Genomic DNA, 22133 nt, shown 5'->3' on the forward strand with positions numbered 1-22133 from the left:
TTGCCTCCACTTCGTCTGGTTCTCGTTACTCGTGCTTATGCCACTCATCGAATTGGTGGGTTGGAGAGGCACGCGAGGGACGTGGCAGAGGGGCTGGTAGCACGCGGTCACTCGGTGACGGTGTGGACAACCGCCCACCCTGCCGAGTCCGGATGCCATTCGAATGAGAGTGTGTTCATTCGCTACTTCCCGGACACCGCACCGGGCCTCCACTCTCGGGAGTTCAACCAAGCGGTGGTACAGGCGCTTGCCGAGGATCACTCTTTCGACTTGATGCTGGTGGAGTCACGCTCGGCTGAGGCGGCTCTCGACAGGCTGCGTCCCCCGCAGCGCCCACCGGCTATCATGTTCATCCACGGCACCGAGGTGTCCGAGGAGCTCTCGATCATCGCTTTCGACCGTGGCCCGGGGCGGTATCTTCGGTTGCTCACGCAGCGCCTGCCTGCAATGCTCCGCTCGCTCGCGCGCCCTCGGGCGCACTTCGCCGCCGAGAGAGTGGTGTGCGTGAGTCAATACGTGGCCGATCACCTTGCCTCGGTTTATCTGGCACCGCCCGAGGTGCTCCGCGTGGTCCGGAACGGCATACCGCTTCCCCCGATGCCTACCCAAGCCGATTGTAGGGCGGCACGAGAGCATCTCGGCTTGCCACAGGACGCGACAATCATCCTGTGCATCGGTCGTCTCGCTCCGGACAAAGGCTTTGACAATGCGATATGGGCTTTTGGTCGCGTGCAGCGAGACTATCCGTGCCTGCTGTTGATAGTTGGCGGAGGACCGGACGAGGAGCGGTTGCGGTCGCTAGTTGCATCGCTCGGACTCGGCAAGGTCGTGAGGTTCGCCGGCGAGGTGCCTCAGGCCGCGACGCCACCGTACTACGCTGCTTCGGACATTCTGCTGCTACCCGGTGTGCGGTACGAGGGTCATCCCTATGTACTCGTGGAGGGGGCAGCGATGGGGCTTGCCGTGATCGCCTCGGATCGCGCGGGCCTGGGTTCCGAGCTGGCCGGCGAAAAGATCGCACTCACCATCCGTCCCGGCAGTGTGGACGATCTCGCCGACGCGTTGAGAACACTACTCGGCTCCGCTGAACTTCGCCGGAGGATGGGAGGCGCCCTGCGCCGGCACGCAGAGCGCCACTACACACTCGACGCAATGTTGGACGGCATCGAGGCCGTCATGTCCGAGTTGCTCTAGAAACCGTCGGGGCCACCAGGGACCGGAGGGCCACCGATCTTGGCCACTGCGGTATAGGTTTCGTAGTCGTACTCGAGGACCAGCGTGCCCTCAGCAGGCACCACGGCTTGCCATTCGACCTTGTACACCGCGTTCGGGTCGCCTGTGAACACTTGCGTATCCTTGACGACGCCCCCGCCTCCGACCTTCGTGAGTTTCCCGCGCACGGTTCGGGTGATCTTGATCGGGGCATCCGCTTTTCGGAAGTTGGTTACCTTCAGTGTGCCCTTCATGATGACGGGCAAGAACTGAGTCTGTCCGATGGTCACGACCTTGCCTCGCTCGACCTCGACATCGGTGCGCTCGGTGCGCAGTCCGATGCCACGGGCGAGTCGCAACTCCGCGAAGGAGCCGCTCGGGGTGTACTTGATGGTCTCCTGGCCGACTGGTTTGCCGTCCTCGATTACGAACACGGGGCCGTTGGTGAAGGGCTGCCCTGAACGGTTCTCGATTTTCAGGATGTAGCTCAACTCGTCGCCATCGGCCAACCATTCGAACTGTGGGGTGACCGGCGTAGTGTGCTGGAAGATGGTGACCATCGCGATGTCGCCCTTCTCGAGCGAGAGGCTGGGCTTAGTGTAGTAGAACAGCTCGCCTGCCCCCTCGCCGGCCAACGAGACGAACGGGGGCGGGGGCATTGCCGTCATCCCGGGGGCCTTAGCGACAAAGCCTGCGTCACCCTTCTCGGCCTCCTTCGCCTCGGCCGGCTCCGTTCCGGCGACAAAGGTCTCGCCTTGGCCACGATTGGACAAATGCGGCGAGCCGACCACGAACAGCACGTCCGTGGAGTTGAGAGCTTCTGGTAGGTTCAGGATGTTGCCACGGAGGGTCAGCATGCCCATCCCCTTCCCTTTCATCTCCAAAACGTAACTCGGCTCCCAGCGAACACCTTCCTGGACGTAGCTCATGCCAATGGTGGTCACCTTCTCCTTGTCCTCGGTGGCCATCTTGATGCGCAACGGGTATCCGACCAACATGATCTTCTGGATCGAATCGTAACGGATGGCGGTGAAAGCGCCGCCGATGTCCAGCAGGATCATATCGTCCAGCAGCTTGGAGAGCTTGCCGGAGAAGTTCTTGCCCGAGGCGTCGATCGAGAGCTGAAGGCCTATCTTGTTCTCCAGAGCTTTCTTGATTGCTTCCGCGCCCTTGGCATCTATCACGTTGCTCTTGACGGACTGAAGCAACTCGATGGAGTCTGCAGGGTCACCCGGATAGACCCAGATCGTTCCGCGCACTGCGGTCGGCACGGACTTTGCGGTGGCCCAGCCGTCCTCCAGCTTCACCCTTCCCTCTCGCACGTAGTAGCCGAAACCGTCCTGGAAGATGGCCACCGTCTTGAGAGAGGGCTCGAAGGCCATGTTTTTGGGATCATCGGCAATAGCCGAGCCTGCGATCAACAGCAGCCCGGCGAACATCGTCACACGCATATGCTCCTCCGCTTCCTCACTTGAGGAAGGCTGCGGTCCATGTCGGCCGCACTCCCCCGCTTCTGCAGGATCGCCATCGCTTCCTGCAGAAGCTGCGAGAGATGTTTCGTCGGTCCCCTTGGGTTTGGCCGATGGTCCTTCTGAGCGTGGTGTTCCTGGGACTGTGCACTGCGTACAACTGGCGGACGCCGTATCGGACGGCCGGAACTTACGTGCCCAGCGGGCTCGAGATGCCCATCCGCGGCGACGTGGAGGCGATGGCAGCCGAGGTCATACCCGATATCGGCGCTCCGGACGAGCGGGCGCACGTCAACTACATCCGTCACCTGTTGAGCGAGCGCAGATTCCCCGTCTTTCGGGTGGGGGACGGAGAGGGCTACGAGAACCACCAACCGCCGCTTTACTACTTGTTGATGTTGCCAGTGGGGGCGGTCGCTGGCGACGACACGAAGGCGGAAGGGTTTCTGCTGCGGTTGGCCACCAGTCTGATCGCGCTGGGGGCGGTCTGGCTATGTTACTTCACGATGCGGCGCCTGGTCGCCTCGGATGTCTGGGCCGTGGCGGCCACCGCCTGTGCCGCACTTCTGCCGAGCTACATGGCGCTCAGCTCGTCGGTAAGCAACGATGCGTTGCTGATCCTACTCTTCTGCGCCGTGCTGCTGGTGTGCATCCAGGGCGGGCAGGACGGATGGACCTATCGGAAGGCTCTCGGTTGCGCGGTACTTTGCGGTCTGGCACTCCTCACCAAGACTTCCGGCGTAGTGCTGGTGGCGTTCGCGGTGCTGGCGGTGTTGCTCACGACATCGGGGGAGCGGGCGGGGAAGCGACTGGGGCTGGCGGTGATCGTTGGGTTGGTGGCCACCGTTATTGCAGCACCTTGGCTGGCGCGGAACGCGTCGTTGTACAGCGACCCGCTAGGGTTGAAGATCTTCGAGGAGGGGTTCGCTGGCTCGCCGCGGGCGGAGACGTTCATCCAAGCGTTCGGGGGCGGGGCCTACTTGGTGCAGTGGGTCGGGTGGTGGACGCTCCGGTCATTGTTCGGCGTGTTCGGCTACGCGATGCTGCTTCTGCCGAGATGGGTCTACGTGTGCGGCGGCTTGTTGTTGCTGGTGTGCGCATGCGGGATGGTACGGGCTCGCGTTCGGGAATGCGACGCGAAGTTGAGGCGAGGCTGGGCTCTTTGTGGACTTCTCTTCGCCCTGGTGTTCCTGGGGTTCCTCAGGTTCAACATGACGTATTTCCAGGCGCAGGCGCGGTATCTGCTGCCGGCGCTGAGTGCTATGGCGCTGTTTCTCGGGGTGGGCTGGTTCACGTGGCTGCCGGAACGGCGCGTCGCTTTTGCGTTCGTGCTGCCGATGCTGATGCTGATGCTGAACGTGTACGCGCTGGTTCTCCTCGGGCCGGCCTTCGACCAGATCGTCGTCCTGCGGTGAAGGGCGTCGGATGCTCGCACAGAGGCGTTGAGATTGCCCAGAGATCGCCATGGTAGCGTGGTCACGCCGTGCCTCCGCTGCTCCTGCAGCGGAGGCACGGCTATTCGTTCTTGCCCCAGGAAGAGGAATCCCGTTCGAGGCGTATCGTAGGAGCACAGTGCAGTAGGCTGGGCGCAAGAACTTAGCGAATCGCAGCAAACTTTCGCCCGTAATCTTGCGGTGAAGGCTCGGATGTGATAGTATTTGTCTACTGTTGAGGATACTGGTGAATGAGAAACAGATGGCGACCGTCTGGACCGCCTCACAACTAGAGACGGCTCTCGCCCAGCTAAGGAGCATTGTTTCCGCGCGCGTGATCATGGATGCACAAAACGGCGTGCGGGAGATTCACGCCCTCACGGAAGGGGACCGCACGCCCAAGCAGGTCGTGAGAGACATCGAGTCCGCGCTTCAGGCCAGGTTTGGGCTGCAGGTGGACCACAAGACGATCAGTATCGCCCAGGTGGAGGATCGTTCCTACCTGCGGGGCCGACTTCGCCTTGTCGAGGTCAGCCACTGGCTGGAGGGCCGCAGGGCTCGCGCCTCGGTGCAGGTGGAGCGGCACGGCAGACTGATCACCGGTAAGGCCGAGGGACAGCGTTCCAGTTTCAACCTGTTGCGCCTCCTCAGCGAAGCCACGATCGACGTGGTGGAGCGCGCGTGTGGTTTGTCCGACCGGTTCGCTCTACAGGACTTGACGACGAACGTGTCGCTGGGCGGGCGGCAGGTCGTGGTGGTTGCGCTTAGCTTGGTGAGTAGCGGGCCGGAGGAAGTTCTCACAGGATCGGCGTTAGTTCAGGACGGCGACGTTCATCGAGCCGTTGTACATGCTACACTGGATGCGCTGAACCGGCGGCTGGAGCGGCTTCCTACCGAAGCGACCGAGGAAGCAGACGAAGCCGCGGAGGCGAGCCTCCCGAGCGGGTCACGATTTGACAATTGATATCCGGTAATCGAATTCGCGGGGTGACGGGCGCGAAGCGAAGCGGAAACAGAGCGGAGACCTGACCACCTATTCCACAAGGGGGTACCGCTTATGTTCTGGGCTCAGATCCTAGCGCTCCTCGCAGCGCTGTCTGCCCTACTGGGGGCTAAGTTCACTATCTATCCCCCGGATGACGTTGAAGTGTCCGCTCCGCCCGTGATGGGTGGACACCCGTAGCGGCAGGAAGCACCTGCCTCCCTGCGCCCCCCCCGCGAATGCCCAATCTGTGGAACTCGGAGCCCTGCATTGTCATCGGGAAGCCTCTCGGCCGCCTCACAACGTCTCATCTGGACATCCGGCTTGCTCGGCGCGGTCTTGTTCACGGCGAGCTGGGTTCTCGTGCCTCCGCAGAGCATCGAATGGGGACCGCTACTCGTGTTCGCCACGATGTTCGTTCTGTCGGAGTGGCTGACGATCCCCATTGGCGAGCGTGGCGTGCAGGTGAGCGTTTCACTGCCCGTAGTGGCGGCTGTCGCCGTTCTGTACGGTCCTGCGGTCGCCGGACTGATGGACGTGTGTGGCACGGTTGTTGCGGGCGCATCGCGAACCCTCCGGTCGCGGTCGCGCCGCCGGCGCTGGATGTGGCTGCTGTTTAACTGCTCCCAGGCCGCGATGTGCGCATGTGCAGCGGGATTGGCTGCGTACTCGATCCGATCCATGCTCTCCGACGGGCTTGCGCTGGTGATCGCGGCACTGGTCGCGACTCTCGTCTACATCGTTCTCAACTCACTCATCGTCGCTTCGATGGAGGCCGCGCTGTCCGGCTCGACCGTGACTGCGAAGCTGGACGAGAAGCGACGAGTCATCGGCTACCAGTATCTGCTCTACGCTCTGTTAGCTATCCTCGTGATGCATCTTGCAGCCACGGAGCGCGTATGGGTATCTGCTCTCTTCCTGCTCCCGATGTGGGCGGCATGGCAGTGTTTCCAGCTACGCGCTCTCTATGAGCGAGACTATCGGGAGACCATACGTGCACTCGGCCTCATGATCCAGAGAGCCCACCCTTACACGGGTGGGCACCTAGACCGAGTAGCCCTCCGCGCGGCGAGGACTGCGGAGCGTCTGGGCCTGCCACCCACCGACGTTGACCTGATGCAAGACGCTGCACTGTTGCACGACGTGGGAAAGATCGCGGTGGACGAGGCGATTCTGAACTTCCCCGGGCCTCTCAACGAAGAGCAGTGGCGCGTTGTCCGGAAGCACACCGAGGTGGGTGCAGAGATCCTCGGTCGGATCCAACTGCTGGAGCCAATCGTGCCCTGGATTCGTGCGCACCACGAACGTCCGGACGGCAAAGGCTATCCGAACGGGTTGTCCGACGCGGAGATCCCCGTTCAGGCGAAAATCATCGCGGTGGTGGATGCCTACGACGCGATGGTAGGAGGTGACAGACCGGGGGAGCAGCGACCCTATCGCAAGCCTGTGAGCCCCGAGGAGGCTTTGGAAGAGCTACGCCGCTGCGCGGGTACCCAGTTCGACGCGCGAGTGGTGGAAGAGTTCGCGGCCACCCTGCGAGAAGAAGGCGTAGCATGACGTGGCCTGTTTACCTCAGCCTGCTGGTCTCGATCTTGGTGACGGCGTGGCTGTGTTACAGCGCCTTTTGGAGCCTCCCACGAGAAGCGCGACGCAGGGTGCGAGACAGTCTTCGTGCCGTCTCGCACGCCGTGGAGTGCCGAGCGAATCACCGCCTGGGCCGTTCCGAGGACATTGCGGCGCTGGCGCTGGCGATCGGCCACCGACTTAAGTTGTCACGTCGCAAGCTGTTACGTATCGAGATGGCGGCGTACCTTCGCGACTTCGGCCTTACCGCGATCCCATACGCAATCATCAACACGCCACCCGAGAAACGGACGCCTGCAGAGCAGGCCACCTATGACACGCACACCGAGCGCGGCAGCGGCATGGTAGCACTGATCCCTTCTCTGCGATCAGTGTCAACGCTGGTGCGGGACCTCGATGCATGGTGGGATGGTAGCAAGTCCCCGCAATTGCCTAAGGCGATTGCGATACCGATCGAGGCTAGGATACTCGCTGCGGCCGCTGAATTCGGGGAGACTGCAGCGCAGTACGGGCAAGAAAGAGCGATCGAGCGTCTCGCCGAGAGGCGAGGGACGCAGTTCGATCCGCTGGTGGTAGACGTACTACTGGAGCTGGAGGGGCCGTTCCGTCTGGAAGAAACACCAGCGCGGACCGGGACGCATGCCGGGCGATACTGAACCAAGACATCTCCCGCTATGGCTGCTAGCAGTCGGGGCCGGAGTACTCGCGTTTGGGCTACGGTTGCTAGGCATCGGTTGGGGGCTACCGAACGAGCTGCACCATCAGCCTTACCACCCGGACGAGTACTTGCTGTACGTGTATGCGGTCGGCAATCTGGACCTTCCACATGGAGTGTGGAATCCGGGCTTCTACAACTACGGATCATTGTGGTTGTACGTAATGCACCTCGTGTCGATTTTTCTGACCGGCTGGGGGCTTGCACCGGAGGGATCGGTAGCCGTCATACAGCTCGGGTGTCGTGTGGTTTCAGCCGGATTGGGTGCTGCCACGGTATCGCTGTGTTACCTAATCGGCGCGAGGGTATGGCGGCCGGCGGCGGGCATAACCGCAGCACTGCTTCTCTTGGTTGCACCAGGGCACGTGGTGCACTCTCGGTTTCACACGGTGGACGTACCGGCCACGTTCTTCGTTGCATGCGCTATGCTGCTGGCGGTGAAAGCACTGCAGGAAGAGGAGCTTCGGCGGGCAGTCCGCTTTGCGCTGTGGGGGTGCGCGATGTCGGGACTTGCGGCGGCGGTGAAGTACAACATGGCACTCGTGCTGGTGTGCCCCCTGCTCGCGCTGATGCTGCGCTCCATGCCTGGTAGGGCCAGGGCGACGTACGCCGCTTTGGGGGTGCTCTCCTGTGTGGTGGCGTTCTTGGTGACCACACCAGGCGCGATCTTCGCATCCGAGCAGTTTCTGCGTGATACGCTATTCGAGATGCGTCACGTGCAAGAGGGGCATGGGCTCGTCTTCGCCTCTACGGCGCCGGGATGGGTGTACCACCTCGGCAACATGGTCGAGGCGTTCGGGCTGGTGGTGCCCGCCATGGCATTGGTAGGGTTGGTCTTGGCAATCAGGCTGAAGCGCTCGGCAGTCTGGTTGCTTTTAGCGTTTGCTCTTCCCTACTATGTGCTGATTGGTTCTGTCGAGGTGAAATTCTTGCGCTACGTGCTGCCGTTGGGGCCCGCGGTCTGCGTGTTCGCAGGGTGCGCGGTGGCGGCGGGCATGAGGGAGACCCTACTGGCGAGTCGTCCCGCAGTAGTAGCCGGCGCGATACTCGCTTTCGGTGCCACTTTCGGCAACAACGCCGCCGTGGTGACCGAGTTGATGCTCCGCGAGGACCCGAGGGATGCCGCGGCACGTTGGCTAGCAGTCAATGCCCAGGGAGCCTCGATCGGATTCCCCAATCCTCCATGGTACTACACCCCTCCACTCTTTCCCGAGACCGGAGCGGGTTTCGGAGAAGCCGGTGCGAGGTATCGTCTGCAGCGGATGGCCGAAGTCTCGCAATACCAGTTGCGATACTATCTGCGGGCAGATGGCGCACTGACGGAATGGGACCCACGACTGATCACCGCGCTGCGCCCCGACTATGTGGTGTACTCGTCGTTCGAGTACGTGGACGCAGAGCGAGTGCGGCTTCCAGGTTATATGGACACACTCTCGCTGCTCAAAGAAAGGTACGAGTTGGTCGAGAGTTTCGGTTTTCGCGGGCAGATGTCGCATGACATGCAATACATTTCACCGCACATCGTGATATGGAAGCGGAAGACACCCTAGAAGTTTTGAGAGACCGTTTCCTGGTGCACCTAGAACGCGAACGTAGGGCCAGCCCTCATACAGTCGCGGCCTATGCACGAGACACCCAGCGGTTCCTGTCACTGTGTCGCTCGGCGCAGATTCGGTTCGAGCGCCTGCATCATGCCGAGACGATCGAGCGGTTCTCGCATGCGCTTCGGAAAGAGAGGCTCGGGGAGGCCTCCATCGCGCGAAAGGTGTGTGCGGTTCGTGCCTTTCTGCGATTCCTCTATCGTCATGGCGACTTGGACGAGCCTCCCATGAAGAATGAGGGCGGTCGTCGGATGCACCGCCGGCTACCATCCTACCTATCGCTCGACGAGATGCGAGAGTTGCTAGCGCAACCGGACACTTCCACGCCGGTCGGCCTGCGAGACCGGTGCATGCTCGAGTTGCTGTTTGCGACCGGGCTCCGAGTCAGTGAGTTGCTAGGTCTCACGGTCGAGGACGTGACGCAGCCCGATCCGCTAATACGTGTCACTGGTAAGAGAGGCAAGGAGCGGATCGTGCCATACGGTCGGGCTGCCGAAGCATGGCTGCAACGCTACCTGTCGGAAGGGCGTCCTCAGCTCGTCGGAAAGCGCACCATTGCGGCGTTGTTTCTCAACACGCGGGGTGCACCATTGAGCCGCTCCGGGTTGTGGCGTTTGTTGCGCGAGTATGCTCGTGCTGCGGGCATTGCCAAGCCGCTGGGACCACACTCCATGCGCCACTCGTTCGCCGTGCACTTGCTGTCCGGCGGCGCCGACCTGCGTGTGGTACAAGAGCTGCTCGGACACGCGGACATATCTACCACTCAGATCTACACCCACGTGACCAACGAGCGTCTGCGCGAAATACACCGTCGTTGTCACCCGCGAGGGTGACAGTGTTCGGCTGTTTGTCACATGTGGGTCCAGGGCACCGTGGTGCATGGGACACTGCTTGAGCCGTGGCAGTATGCTGTAAGCGGTGCGTCACACTCCCGAGATGCCGACTCTGTCGAGGCGTGGGGCCGACTATCGCTCGTTCCCATGTGCAGCTGGTGCGGTCGCGGCAGGCGAGGTCATGCTTCGACGGGCTCAGCATAACGGGTGCTTCCACGGGCTCAGGAACAAGCACTACCTGTGGGCGCACGCTCCGGCGGTCTGTAGCAACACCCGGCGGGAGGCCGGAGTTATGCGTATTCTAGTTAGGTGGACGGCTGCGATAACGGATCTCGTAGACCACCTGTTCGCCGCCGTAGCCGCCAATTACGGCTAGGCGGTCCACCACAACCTTGGGGTCGGGGTCGGGAGCCCACACAATTGGACTGCCATCCACCAGCAGCCAAACGCCGTTGGCACGCCTGCTCAATTGTATGGACTGTGGCGAGCCCGACATGACGACCGGCTCGTCCCCTGCCTCTTGACCGAACAGCCGCATCCGCGTCACGGTGTTGGCGTATCCACCTACGAAACCGATATAGTCGTTCCCAGCGCTCATGTTCTTCGTGGTGGGAAGAAATGCACCCAATATCCCATCGCTTTTTGCCGAGATCCGGACCCAGAGATCGAACTCGACGGCTGCTAGGTCGGCGATGTAGATCGACTGCTCCTCATCACCGGAATATCGGTAGGTTCCATCCACCAACTTCCACCCATCACCGCTAAGGCGCAGCCCGGGGTCGCCGGGTCTCAGCACGGTGCAGTCCGATACACTGGATAGGTCCTCTGGCGCACCAGTGGGCAGGGGGTCTTTGCCAGTCGGCTCGATCATCCGTGCGTAAAACACACGATAGGTCTCGTAGAGCGGATAGCCGGTGCCACGTGACGAGAAGAAGTGAATAGAGGTACCGATCTCACGCCCACCGCGGTTCCAATACCATAGTCCCTCCCCGCGGTTCGGATAGCTGAACTCCACCACCGTCGTGCCGTCCGGCTTCTGAGCGGCCTTCCAAGCGAGGCCTTTCGCCTCGCCCCACGTGGCACGCACGCTCACGGGGTCGCCGCGTGTTATGTTGAAACCCACGACACCGTCGCGCGAAAATACACCCAGTCCCTCGCCGTCCTGTACCACCTCCACACGCTGCCACGGGCCACGGATGGTGATCACACCGTAGTAGGCGGATGCCGTGTGTGACTGCCTGAGATCAATTTTCATCCCACCCTTCTCGGCACTGCCGGCGAGTGGTATGTGCGCCCACTCGGAGTCGTCACCGTCCACGGTGGCCGTATAGGGATAGATGAAGGGCGCATAGGGGTAGAGCGGATAGGGATCAACGCCATCGCGCAGGCCGTCACCGTCGGTATCGGTGTTGCGTGGATTTGGAACGATATGTTGGGGCTCCGGCTTGACGAACGAGAACTGCAAGGGACAAGGCACCCACGTGCTGAGCATCACCTTGTGAAGGTCGGACATCACCCCGTCGGTCGAGACCTTGCGGGGGTCGCTGCCGAACCGCTTCTCGTCCAGCGGTAGTCTCGGATCGTTGTCGGGGATGCCGTCCATGTCCGAATCCGCCACCGTGATGGCCTCTCCGAAGTAGAAGCGAAGCCACTGCGCATCGGTAAGCGTACGGTCCCAGAAGGCAATGCCATCATAGTGCTCTCCGTGTCTGCCACTGGTGGTCCAGGTCATTTCTTGATACCTGCCATCCGGCTGCAGCTTCCTCGCGCGAGGCTCGAAGTGGTCGAAAACGATCCTGTCGTCCTCTCGGTTAGCCAGACCGAAGGAACCCATCGACTCCAATGAGTGGTGAAACTCGTGGGTGGTGAGCCAAGCGGTGTCGCCTCCGCCCAGATACTGACACCGTGAGGGGATGCCGCGTGGAAAACTGTCAATCCCCAGAGTACCACCGCCGCTGCCACGGAACTCCCACTTCTTTTCGTTCGCGTTCCAACGGCGAAGGAATGCCACTTCGATTTGACCGGCATAGGGGACTTCCTCGTAGACGGGCTGTTTGGTGTGACGATGTATGTCCGAGGTATCCACAATGTTGAACTCCCCGCCGCCGGGCGCGCGGAAGTCCTCGCCTGGATACGCTCGGCTGACAGGCCAGCCCTTATAGAAGGCATCCACGTTGTCGGGTTCGTCACCCCAACGCTGCCACCGATCGTCCACGAAGATATGGAAATCCACCCACAGCCGCATGCCGTTGTTCACCCAGAAGAAGCGCGACGCGTGAAAGAACTCCCTGCGGATGATCTCCAGCTGCTCGTCGGTGAAGCGTGGGGGCGGCGTGGCGATCGCACCGTCCGGGCCGTGAGCGGTATCCACGGCGATCACGTTGGTCATTAGCAGAACTTTGACGGGAAGGTGAATGATGGTCTTGCGCCCCTTTGGCGCCTGCGTGGCAACAGCGAATTCCCTACGCCACGGAGGGATCGCACCCCATGCGGCTTCCTGCCCCGTGGGACGTGCTGCCGGATCGTAGATGCGATAGAAGTAGCGCGTGCCTGGTTTCAGGCCCTCGACCCTGATCTCGTGCATGGTGCGGCGTCCGGGTGCGCCTTGCACGGTGCGCACGTCCTTACTCGCCCACAGGTCCACGCGCTTGTCTGCGGGCCGCCATGCGACCGCGGAGAGGTTGCCCTCGCGAATCTGCACCCGGGTCTCGGTCGGCTGCTGTGTGAAGTACTGCAGGGTGAAGGAGTTGCGGGTGATCTCTTTGACGGGCCGCATTACGTCCAGCAGCGGCGACCCGTCGCCGACGTGCGAAATCGCTCCGGGGTCGAGCGACAACATGAGTGCTACGATGGCGAAAAGGTTCATGGTAGAACCCAGTTTCCGCGCGACATGCGACAGCCCTGCATCACGGTCTTATCCAACTGCCCGTCGAGTGAGACTGGTCATGGGCTGGCGGACACGCCGCCCGATGGACGGGCACCCTCGCGGCGGCACTTGATCTCGTGGCTTGCGGTGACGAGTGGGGGGGCCAAACGACATGGTACGGGGCCCCGGCTTCGATTCGGCCGAGCCGGTCATTCTGGAGCGCTCGGTGGGAGGGTTCGTACCAATCCCAAAAAGGGCGGCCCCGCATCACCAGCGGATCCTCGTCGGTGGTCCTGGCGTTGCGACACTCGACTAGGGCACGGGCCAGGGTATGGAGAACGCCTCATCCTGCACACGCGAGCCGTCCACCATCCTCTTAGGCAAACTTTTCTTGCCCTAGTCCGATTCGCTCCTGGCAATCAGAGCAGGTCCGTGTTATAATGCCCACACGCAGCACACGACGGCTGGGTAGTCGTCGTGTTTTGTTTCTGGTGTGCCGCCGCCGGACATGGTGGTGAAGTCATTTTTACCCACGTACTCTCGGTGGCCCCAGGGGAGAACCCTCTCCTTCCTAGCACAGCAGGCCCGGCCCGTGCCGGGCCGCTCTACTTTGCAACCTCGCATCCCTATCTGATGTATGATCTTCGACGGTTTTCGACGAAGGAGCCGCAGATGACGCCGATCGATCAAGTATTCGTGGCCGCCCTGATCGTCGGATCAGGGGTCCTGACGATTGCCGCGCTCGTGGGAGCGCTCGGCCACGCGATACTGGATGTGACCGGTGGTGGGCACCACGGCGACGCGGGCGCCGACGTCGGGCCCGACATGGGAGCGGCGGATGCGGGAAGCATGCACGCGGACGCCGGCACACACACCGGCGATGCGGGTGGAACCGACACTAGCGACACTGGCTACTCGCACTGGAACGGCGGGATCTCGCAGTTCGGGCTGGCGGGAGTGGCGTTGAGCTATCTCAGTCCGGTCGCACTGGCTATGAGCTTCGCGTACTTCGGACTGTTCGGTCTGGGCCTTCGCGCCATCGGGGTGTTCCCGGTGCTAGCGGTGATTCTGGCGATTCCAGCCGGATTCGCCCTCAGCCGAGGAACCGCCAAGCTGGTCGGGAAGTGCCTAGCCGCGGGCTCACACTCGAGCCACGAACTAGTCAGCAGGCTGGTCGGTCGAATCGCCGACGTCACCACAGCCATCCCGGAGCGAGGCTTCGGCCAAGTGACCGTGTACGCGGCGGGCTCGCGAATGCAGTATCCGGCGCGGGCCGAAACGGCACTGCGCACCGGCGCAAGGGTGATGATCGAGCGGATCGAGGACGGCGTAGCGTTCGTGACGCTCTTTGACGAAAGTTCCGAGCCGAGCCTCCTCGATGATTAGGCTGACGAGCCGTAAGTAGTAGACGTCGTTTTGCACGGGTTCGCCGCAGAGAGGCGGCGGAAGGAGGAAACAGAAGTGGAGTGGTTCGCATCGTTGCCGGTTCTGATGAAGTGGGTGGTGGGTGGCGGAGTCGCTTTCGTCTTCCTGTTCGTCACCTACTTCGTCGCAAACATCATGCTGTGGCGGAAGGTCGGTCCGAACGAGGTGCTGATCATCTCCGGATTCCGAGGCGAGTTCGCCCAAGACCCTCGAACGGGTGAGCGGAGACGGCTGGGTTACAAGATCGTACGCGGCGGCGGCAAGATGGTGTTGCCGATACTGGAACGCGCCGACATCATGTCGCTCGAGCTGATGACCCTCGACGTGGAATCCAGCGAATTCTACACCAAGCAGGGAGTGCCGATTCAGGTGGACGGCGTGGCGCAGATCAAGGTACGCGGCGACGACGTGTCCATCCGCACCGCTGCCGAACAGTTCCTGTCGAAGAACCAGAGCGACATACGGTTCATCGCCCACCAGACAGTGGCCGGCCACTTGCGGGCGATTCTGTCCACCATGTCGGTGGAGGAGATATACACGGAGCACGAGGCCTTCGCGCAGAAGGTACAAGAGGTTGCCGCACGCGACCTGCAACATATGGGCATGGAGGTTATCAGCTTCACGATTCGCTCCATCCGCGACTCGCAAGGCTACCTCGATGCACTTGGTAAGCCTCGCATCGCTGCCGTGAAGCGTGACGCAGCCATAGCAGAAGCTGAAGCGAGCAGAGATGCCGCCATCCGTTCCGCACAGGCGCGACAGGAAGCCGAGACCGCTCGTCTCGCTGCCGAGACCAAGGTGGCGGAATCCGAGCGTGACTTTAAGGTGAAGCAGCAGGAGTTCGCACGTGCCGTCAACCTGGAGAAGGCGAATGCTGACCTCGCCTACGACCTGCAGCGGTTCAAGACCGCGCAGCAGGTGAAGCAGGAGGAAGTGCAGGTCAGCATCGTGGAGAAGCAGAAGCAAGTCGAGCTTCAGCAGGAGGAGATCCGGCGCAAGGAACTGGAGCTGGAGGCGCTGGTCGAGAAGCCTGCGATTGCAGAGCGCCAGCGCATCGAGCAGCTTGCAAGCGCCGAGCAGTACCGGCTGAAGACTACCGCGGAAGGCCAAGCGGAGGCGACGAAGCTGGCCGGAACGGCCGAGGCCGAGGCCAACCGTCAGCGCGGCCTCGCCCAGGCCGACGTCGTGAAGGCTCAGGGACTTGCCGAGGCGGAGATGATCCGCGCCAAGGGCCTTGCCGAAGCGGACGCGGTGAAGGCCAAGGGAATCGCGGAAGCCGAGGCGATGGATCGCCAAGCGGCAGCATTCCGCCAGTACAACGAGGCCGCAGTCGCCAGCATGTTCATCGAAAAGCTGCCGGAGATCGCACAAGCGGTCGCCGCGCCGCTGAGCAAGGTGGACAAGATCGTGCTGGTGGGAGGTGGAAGCGATGGCGTGGGCGCCAGCCGAATCACCTCCGAGGTGACACAAATAATGGCGCAGGTGCCGCCTGTGCTAGAAGCCATGACAGGAGTGAAGCTGGGTGAGCTGATCCAGAAGGCACCTAAACTGGGCGAGAGCGCGAATACCACTCGGCATGCATCACCACAGCAGACGGATGCGTCGCCAGCGGAGTAGCTTGTTCCGACCTACTAGTGCGGCCTGCAACTGCAGCAGCCTGCCCTCGGCACGCGCATGCCCGAACAGCGCTGGCAAGGGAAGCCACACGTCGATACGGGAGAAGACGGTCCCGCGACGGATGCCCGAGGTCACTGGCCAATCCACCTCCGCGCCCTCACGGCGTCGGGGGAGAGATCCTCGGACCTGAAGTGCGGGGTCCCATAGTCGGCAACCCGCCGCGAGGCACGACCGTACTAGTCGGGGGAGTCTAAGTGCAGCCCAGATTCGGCCGTTTTGGGCCGCTCGGGCGGGCGATTGTCGTTGCGGGACTCTCGAGGCCGATCCGTCTTAGGTTCAAACCGCAGTGAGAGTCCCGCAAAATCGGCCGAAAAACATTATTTTTGTTGCAATGCGACTGCCCGATTGGGACCCTTCTCGGTGGAGACGAGGTCCGCAGGGGGAGGAGCTAGGGGTGCTGAGGGTGCCGAAACGTAAGCGTCGAACCGTTTTTTGCCTGAGTGTGCTTAGTGATTTAGACACCTTTGCGCGACTCTCCCCCTTTTTGAGGCCTTCCAGAGAGTCCCGCATAGGTTCAAAGGTTGACAGATCGCCAAATCGGGTGATAGAATTGAACCTGGAGAGGGCCGAGGGAAGGGTCGCAGTGACCGCCCCGCTAACAAGGGGACTGAAACCTATTACCGGCTCTGTTACGGCGGCTCTTTTTTTATCGGTCGCAGTGACCGCCCCGCTAACAAGGGGACTGAAACCCGGAGGCGGGGCGTGGCGAAGCTACGCAGCTGGGGACCTCAGCGTCGCAGTGACCGCCCCGCTAACAAGGGGACTGAAACGATGACTGGTACCAGTTACCAGTCAACCCGCAAGTCCGCGTCGCAGTGACCGCCCCGCTAACAAGGGGACTGAAACGACTTCGGCGGCGGGGGCGAGCGCCGAGGAATGTACGGCCCGTTCCGATCGCTCGCCCCCGCCGCCGAAGTCGTTTCAACACACAGTTCCCGACGCACACGCCGCCTTCCGTACCGAGCCGGTGTCGGCCGAAAAGTACGCAGTGGTGGCAAGTCAGCGTGACGTGCTGGGCCCAGAAGTAACAGACCCCGCGATGGGTTCGAGCAATGGGTGATTAGCTGGTGCTCGAACGCCGCTCGAGCACAGTGCACAAAGCAACAGCACGACCAGGGACCCCGGCCGATACGGCGCTACACGCGCTCTGGTGCAACATGCATACGGAAGTCGAGGTGGGGCGGGGGCGGGTGATCGCGTCGAACCTGAGCCCGTTCCTTCTCGGATAGCGGTCGTCCGACGAGGCTCCCCGCGCGGCGCTCCTGAAGCTCGAACCAGAGGTCGGTAAGGATCGAGTCGCCCTCTCTCAGGTCCCCGAGATCCATCTCGCCAGCCAGCGCTTCCTCCGCTGCGTCGAGGTTGCCCAGTGCGAGAGCAGCCTTCGCCTCGCTCACTCGAATCCGTCCGTGGCTGCGCATCGGCAACTCCAAAGACGTTGCAAATCGCAGTGCGTCCTTCGGCCTGTCCGCCACTAACAGTGCGTCGCAGCACTCGATGGCTAGCGGAGTTAAGTTAGGTAACAACTCCACGGCCTGCAGCATCATATCCGCGCCCTTATCGAGTTCGCCGCGACGTAGTAACAGCTTCGCCAGACACCTCAGTGCCCACCCGTTGGGGTGACGCGCAGCAGATGTTTGCCATTCTCGTTCTGCATCGCCCATTTGCCCTGCATGATAGTGCATGAGCCCGAGGTGCCAGCGTGACGCCCAGTGATCACCACACCCTCTACCGAGCGATTGCGCCAGTAGCTGCATCCACTCCTCTTGCACCATAAATGCGCCGGGGCCATCGCTCGGGTCTGGTTCGGCAAGTGCGCCTTCCTGCAGCAGTCGCACCCACGGCTGTTGCTCATCCGTAAGCGACGACTGAGGGAACGGGAGAGCGTTCACTTGGGAGTGCGCGAGTCTGCTGGCACTCTCTCCAGCAGCCCTCATCTCCTCCAGTGCACCCCACCCGGACCCCAGATGGAGCAGATCGTGCGGAGCCGCATCCGAGGCCACCAGCGCTTTGTCGTACGCCTGCTGCAAGTAGCTGGCAGGTGCCAGTGTATCAATCCGGTTCGCCACCTCACGGCGCGCCTGTTGCCAATCCGGGCCATGCGTGGCCTTCGTGTCGCATTGCAGGGGACCGTACACCTCCAGCCACGACCAATCGGCCGAAGCAGGCATCGGGATACACTCGTACTGCGTGCGTGCGAGCCCGGCCTGGATCTCCACATATGCTTGTCCCGGTTGCGACAGGAACTCTTGCCACCGCCTACCTCCCGCACCCATACCCCATACGAACAGCTTGCGGCCCTTCAGACGAGGCGTCGAGGCCTGGAACGTAGCGCTCCCATCTTCATAGACGGCGGCCACGAACGGTCTCGTCGGCTCGTCCACCACGAAGAAAGCGTCGCTGGCCGAGGGTGCTCGTGTCGGTCGTGTGATGTCGTAGCCGCCCCACTCCGGCAAGGTCGCCCGCGCCATACGTCCATCGTAGGCCATCTTGTATGCGTAGTTTGCCGGGGTGATGATACGTAGGTCCTGCGTTTCGGTCACGGCTGCATTGGACCACCAGTACATCGGTATCTGGATTTCACGCGGGTTGCGAATGCGTACGAACACGTGTAGCAGTGGAGAGGCCGGAGGTAGGCATGTGTCCAACTGGTAGTACACGCGCCGTATACGGTCCCATTCGTAAAGGCGCAGGATCGGGTAACCCTCTCCTTGTACTCGCGCTGCGAAGAGGGGAGAACACGTATAAGGGGTATGACCGCGTATGCCGACATTCCACTCGACTCCTCCGCTGAACCATGCGTTGCGTACTGCTAGGTTGGCGGGCTGGAAGACTGGGTTGACGTATAGTAGCTCGCGTGCCAGCTGCTTATCGTATAGGGACCAGAGGCGCCCTCCCAGGGTTGGCAGGAACGTTGCGTGCAGCCGCTCGTTTTCCAGCACGATGGTGGGTAGCTGCATCGGTCGGCGCTTGCGCGTGTAGCCGTCTTGCAAGCGATGTGGGAGGATGCTCACCTCGACTTCCCATCCCAGGTACCTGCAGTCTTCCTCGGGAACATCGGGTTCTGCCTCTACCTTCCCGCCGACAGGGTTCACCGTGCCGAGGTCGGGAAGTGGGTTTTCGGGGCCGAGATCGGCACCCATTAGCGCCAGCGTGCCTGTGCGCAGTTCAGTCATAGCCGTTGGCTTCTTCCCCGCCCGTCCTGTTCCTGTCGCACATCTGGGGAACGCAGAAGCGCCGGGGGTCTGCCGCCTCCCGGCGCTAAGCTAGTTGCAAGGGTCGCGGCCTACTTTTGGCCGCCCCGCCTGCCGATGTTCGCCATGTGCTCGCGGTCGGCAGATACCTTCTGCCCGCCACGACGGCCGATCTCGGCCATATGTTCGCGGTTCCGGGAGACCTTTTCGCCTCCCTTTTTGCCGGCACGGCGATGACCGTCCGGGTCACCATGCCAGCCTCGACCCTTGGATGCGCGGTCCTTCGCTGCCTTTCCTTTCTCCTCAGGCACAAAGCACCTCCTAAGCTTCCCTTGTACGTGGCGTCGTGTTAGGAGGAGAGTCCGGAGCCGCCGAAGACTGGGCTTCGGTCGGAGGGATTACACCACAGCCAGAGGGCCACAGGCATCGTAACACGGAACGCAAAGTGCCGCGCCGGTGAAACACCCTGCTTCCGCTTCAAAGCTAGTCGAGTAGCCTGCGCGAGGCTGCCCGAACGGGGCGCCACTGCGGGTCTTGGCGCGCCAGGGTCTCGACCATGCGATCCAGGCAAATTCCGGTTGCCACGGCCACGTTGAGCGACTGCATCAGTCCGTAGAGCGGGATGGCAACCAACTCGTCACAGGCGCTGCGGTGCTCGTCTGCTAAGCCGTGGAGCTCTTCGCCAACCACCAGCGCCGCCGGAAATCGCCACTCGACGCTGTGGAGGTTACGGGCCCTCTCGTGCAGGTCCAGGCCGTAGATGCGGTAGCCATCGGTCTTAGCTTGGGCGATTGCCTCGGCGCCTGGCTTGCGCTCGAACGGTTGCCAGACCGTCGCCCCCATGGCGCCTGAGAGGTCCCAGGGCCGGTCATCCGGGGCAAAGACGACCATCTCCAGGCGAAAGGCCTCAGCGATTCGAAGTAGGTTGCCGTGATTGATCTCTTTGTCTAGGCGTGGGCAGATGAGACGAATGGGAAGCCTCGGAATGTCAGGGTAGGCGTCGCGTAGTCCCGGGTCAGCGGGCGCATTCCTGCTTGCACGCCACATCTCTAGTTGGTGCTCGATGGTTTCTTCGACACGCCGCTTCTTGGCCATGGGTTGGCATTCTCGGTATCGGGCAGGGGGTCCTACGGGTTGACACGGTTGTGAATTTATGATATTGTTGACAACAATATCAACTATGCCTCGCCTGATAAGCCTGCAGACGGAACACGCGCTGTGCGTCCTGGTGGAACTCGCCATTCAGCCCGAGGGCAAACCCTTGCAGGCCGGCGAATTGAGCCGCAGGGCAGGCATAGCCGTCGCTTCGGCACATCAAGTGCTGGTGCGGCTGCGCCGCCAGGGCTTCGTGCATAGCGAGCGGGGTCCTTCTGGCGGCTATGCGCTGGCGCGCGACGGTGACGAGATCGAGGTCGGAGAGGTAGTCGCAGCGTTCGAGGGTGGCGGTGCCGCGGCTCGTGGCGCCGCAGAGCAGCTGTCGAGAGTGGCGGTTCGCCAGTGGGCAGTGGGAGCCGAGAAGGCGCTCGACACTTTGCTTGCCTCCGAAACGATAGGCGGGCTGGCTGAACGCGCGCGCAGACTGAGCGAGGCCATGGCCTTGATGCCAGGCCTATAGATCGAGACGAGAGTAGGAGAACGACGATGCGAATTGCAGAGGACATAACGAAGCTCATCGGGGGAACGCCGCTCGTCCGGATGCAGAGGCTGAGTAAGGGTCTGCCGGGGGACATCGTGCTGAAGCTGGAGTTCTACAACCCTCTCTCCAGCGTGAAGGATCGGATCGGCGTGAGCATGATCGAGGCCGCCGAGCGCGAGGGCAAGATCGGGCCGGACACGGTGCTCGTCGAGCCTACGAGCGGCAACACCGGGATCGCGCTAGCATTCGTGTGTGCAGCGCGGGGCTATCGGCTGATCCTCACGATGCCGGAGACGATGTCGGTGGAGCGGCGGAATTTGCTGAAGGCGTTGGGAGCCAAGCTCGTTCTGACGCCGGGTCCGGAGGGCATGGGTGGAGCGATTGCCAAAGCGAAGGAGATCGTAGCCTCGGACCCCTCTCGCTACCTGATGCCCCAGCAATTCGAGAACCCTGCGAATCCGGACGTTCATCGCCGCACCACCGCAGAGGAGATATGGAAGGACACCGACGGCAAGGCGGACGTTCTGGTAGCGGGGGTGGGTACGGGCGGCACCATCACAGGCGTCGGGCAGGTGATCAAATCGCGGAAGCCCGAGTTTCGCTGTGTGGCCGTAGAGCCTGCCGCCAGTGCGGTGCTATCCGGCGAGCCGAAGGGCCCACATCCGATTCAGGGCATCGGTGCAGGCTTTGTCCCGCCGATTCTCGATCGCAGCGTTATTGACGAGATCGTGAAGGTACCGACCGAAGCCGCCATCGAGACCGCGCGAAGGCTAGCGCGGGAGGAGGGGATCCTGGCAGGCATCTCCAGTGGCGCAGCGGTATGGGCAGCCCTCCAGGTCGCAGGGCGTGAAGAGAGCCGAGACAAGATGATCGTGACGATCATCCCCAGCAGTGGAGAGCGATATCTCTCGACACCGACCTACTCCGAGCTTCCGGACGCTTGGTAGCGGCATCGAAAGAACCACAGCACGCAGAGGCCGGTGAGGGCTCCGAGGAGCGCACCGCCCAGCACGTCCGATGGGTAGTGTACGCCGCGGTACACACGGGAGTAGCCAACTAGCAGCGCGAGCGCAACTGCGACCCAGCCGATCCAGGCTCTGCGGGTGCCGTGAGTGATGCTGATTGCCACCACGGCGAGCGCAAAGGAAGTGGTGGCATGGCCGGAGGGGAACGAGTATGCGTGGATGTACTCGTCGAGGGCCTTTGCGCCCAGGTCGGGCGGTCGGGGACGCTCGATCAACCTCTTCAGCCCTTGGCTCAGCAGCCCGCTCAGAGCGAAGGACCATAGCCCAGGCCACAGCAGCCGCCTAGCGGCCTCCGAAGCGAAAAATCGCTCGCGCCCTCGCCACCAAAGAAGGCTTATGGCCACCACTCCGCCTGCCTGAGCCCACCCCAGCCCCAGAGACGTGACGACCCAGAAGAAGGCGTTCAGCCACTCGGGGTGCGGAACGCCGTTCAGGATCTCGAATAGGCGAAGGTCCAGGTTCTGGAAGTCGCTCACGCCGAAAG

17 protein-coding genes and 1 CRISPR repeat array are annotated in these 22133 nt (G+C 62.3%); of the genes, 11 read left to right on the forward strand and 6 right to left on the reverse strand.

Annotation, left to right across the window (positions count from 1 at the left end; translation table 11 throughout):
- The first annotated feature begins 60 nt into the window (after window positions 1-60).
- Window positions 61-1194 (forward strand): glycosyltransferase family 4 protein, encoded by a 1134-nt coding sequence (locus tag HRF45_12425; GenBank protein ID MEP0767328.1) that lies wholly within the window; start codon window positions 61-63, stop codon window positions 1192-1194.
- On the opposite strand, the gene HRF45_12430 is transcribed toward HRF45_12425, so the two are convergent.
- Complete coding sequence (locus tag HRF45_12430) at window positions 1191-2663, reverse strand: hypothetical protein (GenBank protein MEP0767329.1); 1473 nt, start codon at window positions 2661-2663, stop codon at window positions 1191-1193. The genes HRF45_12425 and HRF45_12430 overlap by 4 nt on opposite strands.
- 101 nt (window positions 2664-2764) lie before the next feature.
- On the opposite strand from HRF45_12430, the gene HRF45_12435 reads away from it, so the two are divergent.
- From HRF45_12435 to xerD, 6 genes are all read left to right on the forward strand, one after another.
- Window positions 2765-4096, forward strand: coding sequence for a DUF2142 domain-containing protein (locus tag HRF45_12435; protein MEP0767330.1), 1332 nt, complete (start codon window positions 2765-2767; stop codon window positions 4094-4096).
- A gap of 265 nt (window positions 4097-4361) precedes the next feature.
- The gene (locus tag HRF45_12440) at window positions 4362-5078 is read left to right on the forward strand and encodes a hypothetical protein (GenBank protein ID MEP0767331.1); all 717 of its coding nucleotides are present in this window, start codon (window positions 4362-4364) and stop codon (window positions 5076-5078) included.
- A gap of 288 nt (window positions 5079-5366) precedes the next feature.
- Window positions 5367-6653 carry an HD-GYP domain-containing protein gene (locus tag HRF45_12445; protein MEP0767332.1) on the forward strand — a complete coding sequence of 429 codons (1287 nt, stop codon included), beginning with the start codon at window positions 5367-5369 and terminating at the stop codon, window positions 6651-6653.
- Entirely contained in the window at window positions 6650-7336 is a 687-nt protein-coding gene (locus HRF45_12450) for a hypothetical protein (GenBank protein MEP0767333.1), read from the forward strand. The genes HRF45_12445 and HRF45_12450 overlap by 4 nt, the downstream gene beginning before the upstream one ends.
- Window positions 7320-8945, forward strand: a complete 1626-nt coding sequence (locus tag HRF45_12455; protein MEP0767334.1) for a glycosyltransferase family 39 protein — start codon at window positions 7320-7322, stop codon at window positions 8943-8945. The genes HRF45_12450 and HRF45_12455 overlap by 17 nt, the downstream gene beginning before the upstream one ends.
- 5 nt (window positions 8946-8950) lie before the next feature.
- Window positions 8951-9829 carry a site-specific tyrosine recombinase XerD gene (gene xerD / locus HRF45_12460; GenBank protein ID MEP0767335.1) on the forward strand — a complete coding sequence of 293 codons (879 nt, stop codon included), beginning with the start codon at window positions 8951-8953 and terminating at the stop codon, window positions 9827-9829.
- Window positions 9830-10130: 301 nt separating this feature from the next.
- Here xerD and HRF45_12465 read toward each other — a convergent pair whose 3' ends face one another.
- The gene (locus tag HRF45_12465; GenBank protein ID MEP0767336.1) at window positions 10131-12695 is read right to left on the reverse strand and encodes a fibronectin type III domain-containing protein; all 2565 of its coding nucleotides are present in this window, start codon (window positions 12693-12695) and stop codon (window positions 10131-10133) included.
- A 672-nt stretch (window positions 12696-13367) separates the two neighbouring features.
- Here HRF45_12465 and HRF45_12470 point away from each other — a divergent pair.
- Window positions 13368-14081, forward strand: a complete 714-nt coding sequence (locus HRF45_12470; protein MEP0767337.1) for a hypothetical protein — start codon at window positions 13368-13370, stop codon at window positions 14079-14081.
- A 75-nt stretch (window positions 14082-14156) separates the two neighbouring features.
- A complete protein-coding gene (locus HRF45_12475; protein ID MEP0767338.1) occupies window positions 14157-15737 on the forward strand; it encodes a flotillin family protein in 1581 nt (526 codons plus the stop codon).
- 637 nt (window positions 15738-16374) lie between these two features.
- Window positions 16375-16643: a CRISPR direct-repeat array (repeat unit 37 nt; unit sequence GTCGCAGTGACCGCCCCGCTAACAAGGGGACTGAAAC).
- A gap of 290 nt (window positions 16644-16933) precedes the next feature.
- On the opposite strand, the gene HRF45_12480 is transcribed toward HRF45_12475, so the two are convergent.
- The 3 genes from HRF45_12480 to HRF45_12490 all read right to left on the reverse strand — a co-directional run bounded on the left by HRF45_12480 (window position 16934) and on the right by HRF45_12490 (window position 20083).
- Complete coding sequence (locus tag HRF45_12480; GenBank protein ID MEP0767339.1) at window positions 16934-18970, reverse strand: DUF5107 domain-containing protein; 2037 nt, start codon at window positions 18968-18970, stop codon at window positions 16934-16936.
- Between the two features lie 110 nt (window positions 18971-19080).
- Window positions 19081-19299 carry a hypothetical protein gene (locus HRF45_12485; protein MEP0767340.1) on the reverse strand — a complete coding sequence of 73 codons (219 nt, stop codon included), beginning with the start codon at window positions 19297-19299 and terminating at the stop codon, window positions 19081-19083.
- Window positions 19300-19471: 172 nt separating this feature from the next.
- On the reverse strand, window positions 19472-20083 hold the full coding sequence (locus HRF45_12490; GenBank protein MEP0767341.1) for a hypothetical protein: 612 nt from the start codon (window positions 20081-20083) through the stop codon (window positions 19472-19474).
- An 85-nt stretch (window positions 20084-20168) separates the two neighbouring features.
- Between HRF45_12490 and HRF45_12495 the strand changes: the two genes are divergently transcribed.
- Together HRF45_12495 and cysK are read left to right on the forward strand one after the other, a co-directional pair.
- On the forward strand, window positions 20169-20603 hold the full coding sequence (locus HRF45_12495) for an Rrf2 family transcriptional regulator (GenBank protein MEP0767342.1): 435 nt from the start codon (window positions 20169-20171) through the stop codon (window positions 20601-20603).
- A gap of 26 nt (window positions 20604-20629) precedes the next feature.
- Window positions 20630-21571, forward strand: coding sequence for a cysteine synthase A (cysK, locus tag HRF45_12500; GenBank protein ID MEP0767343.1), 942 nt, complete (start codon window positions 20630-20632; stop codon window positions 21569-21571).
- Here cysK and HRF45_12505 read toward each other — a convergent pair.
- Window positions 21544-22125 (reverse strand): phosphatase PAP2 family protein, encoded by a 582-nt coding sequence (locus HRF45_12505; GenBank protein ID MEP0767344.1) that lies wholly within the window; start codon window positions 22123-22125, stop codon window positions 21544-21546. The genes cysK and HRF45_12505 overlap by 28 nt on opposite strands.
- Between the last annotated feature and the right edge of the window lie 8 nt (window positions 22126-22133).

The sequence above is a fragment of the Fimbriimonadia bacterium genome, assembly GCA_039961735.1.
Classification (GTDB): domain Bacteria; phylum Armatimonadota; class Fimbriimonadia; order Fimbriimonadales; family JABRVX01; genus JABRVX01.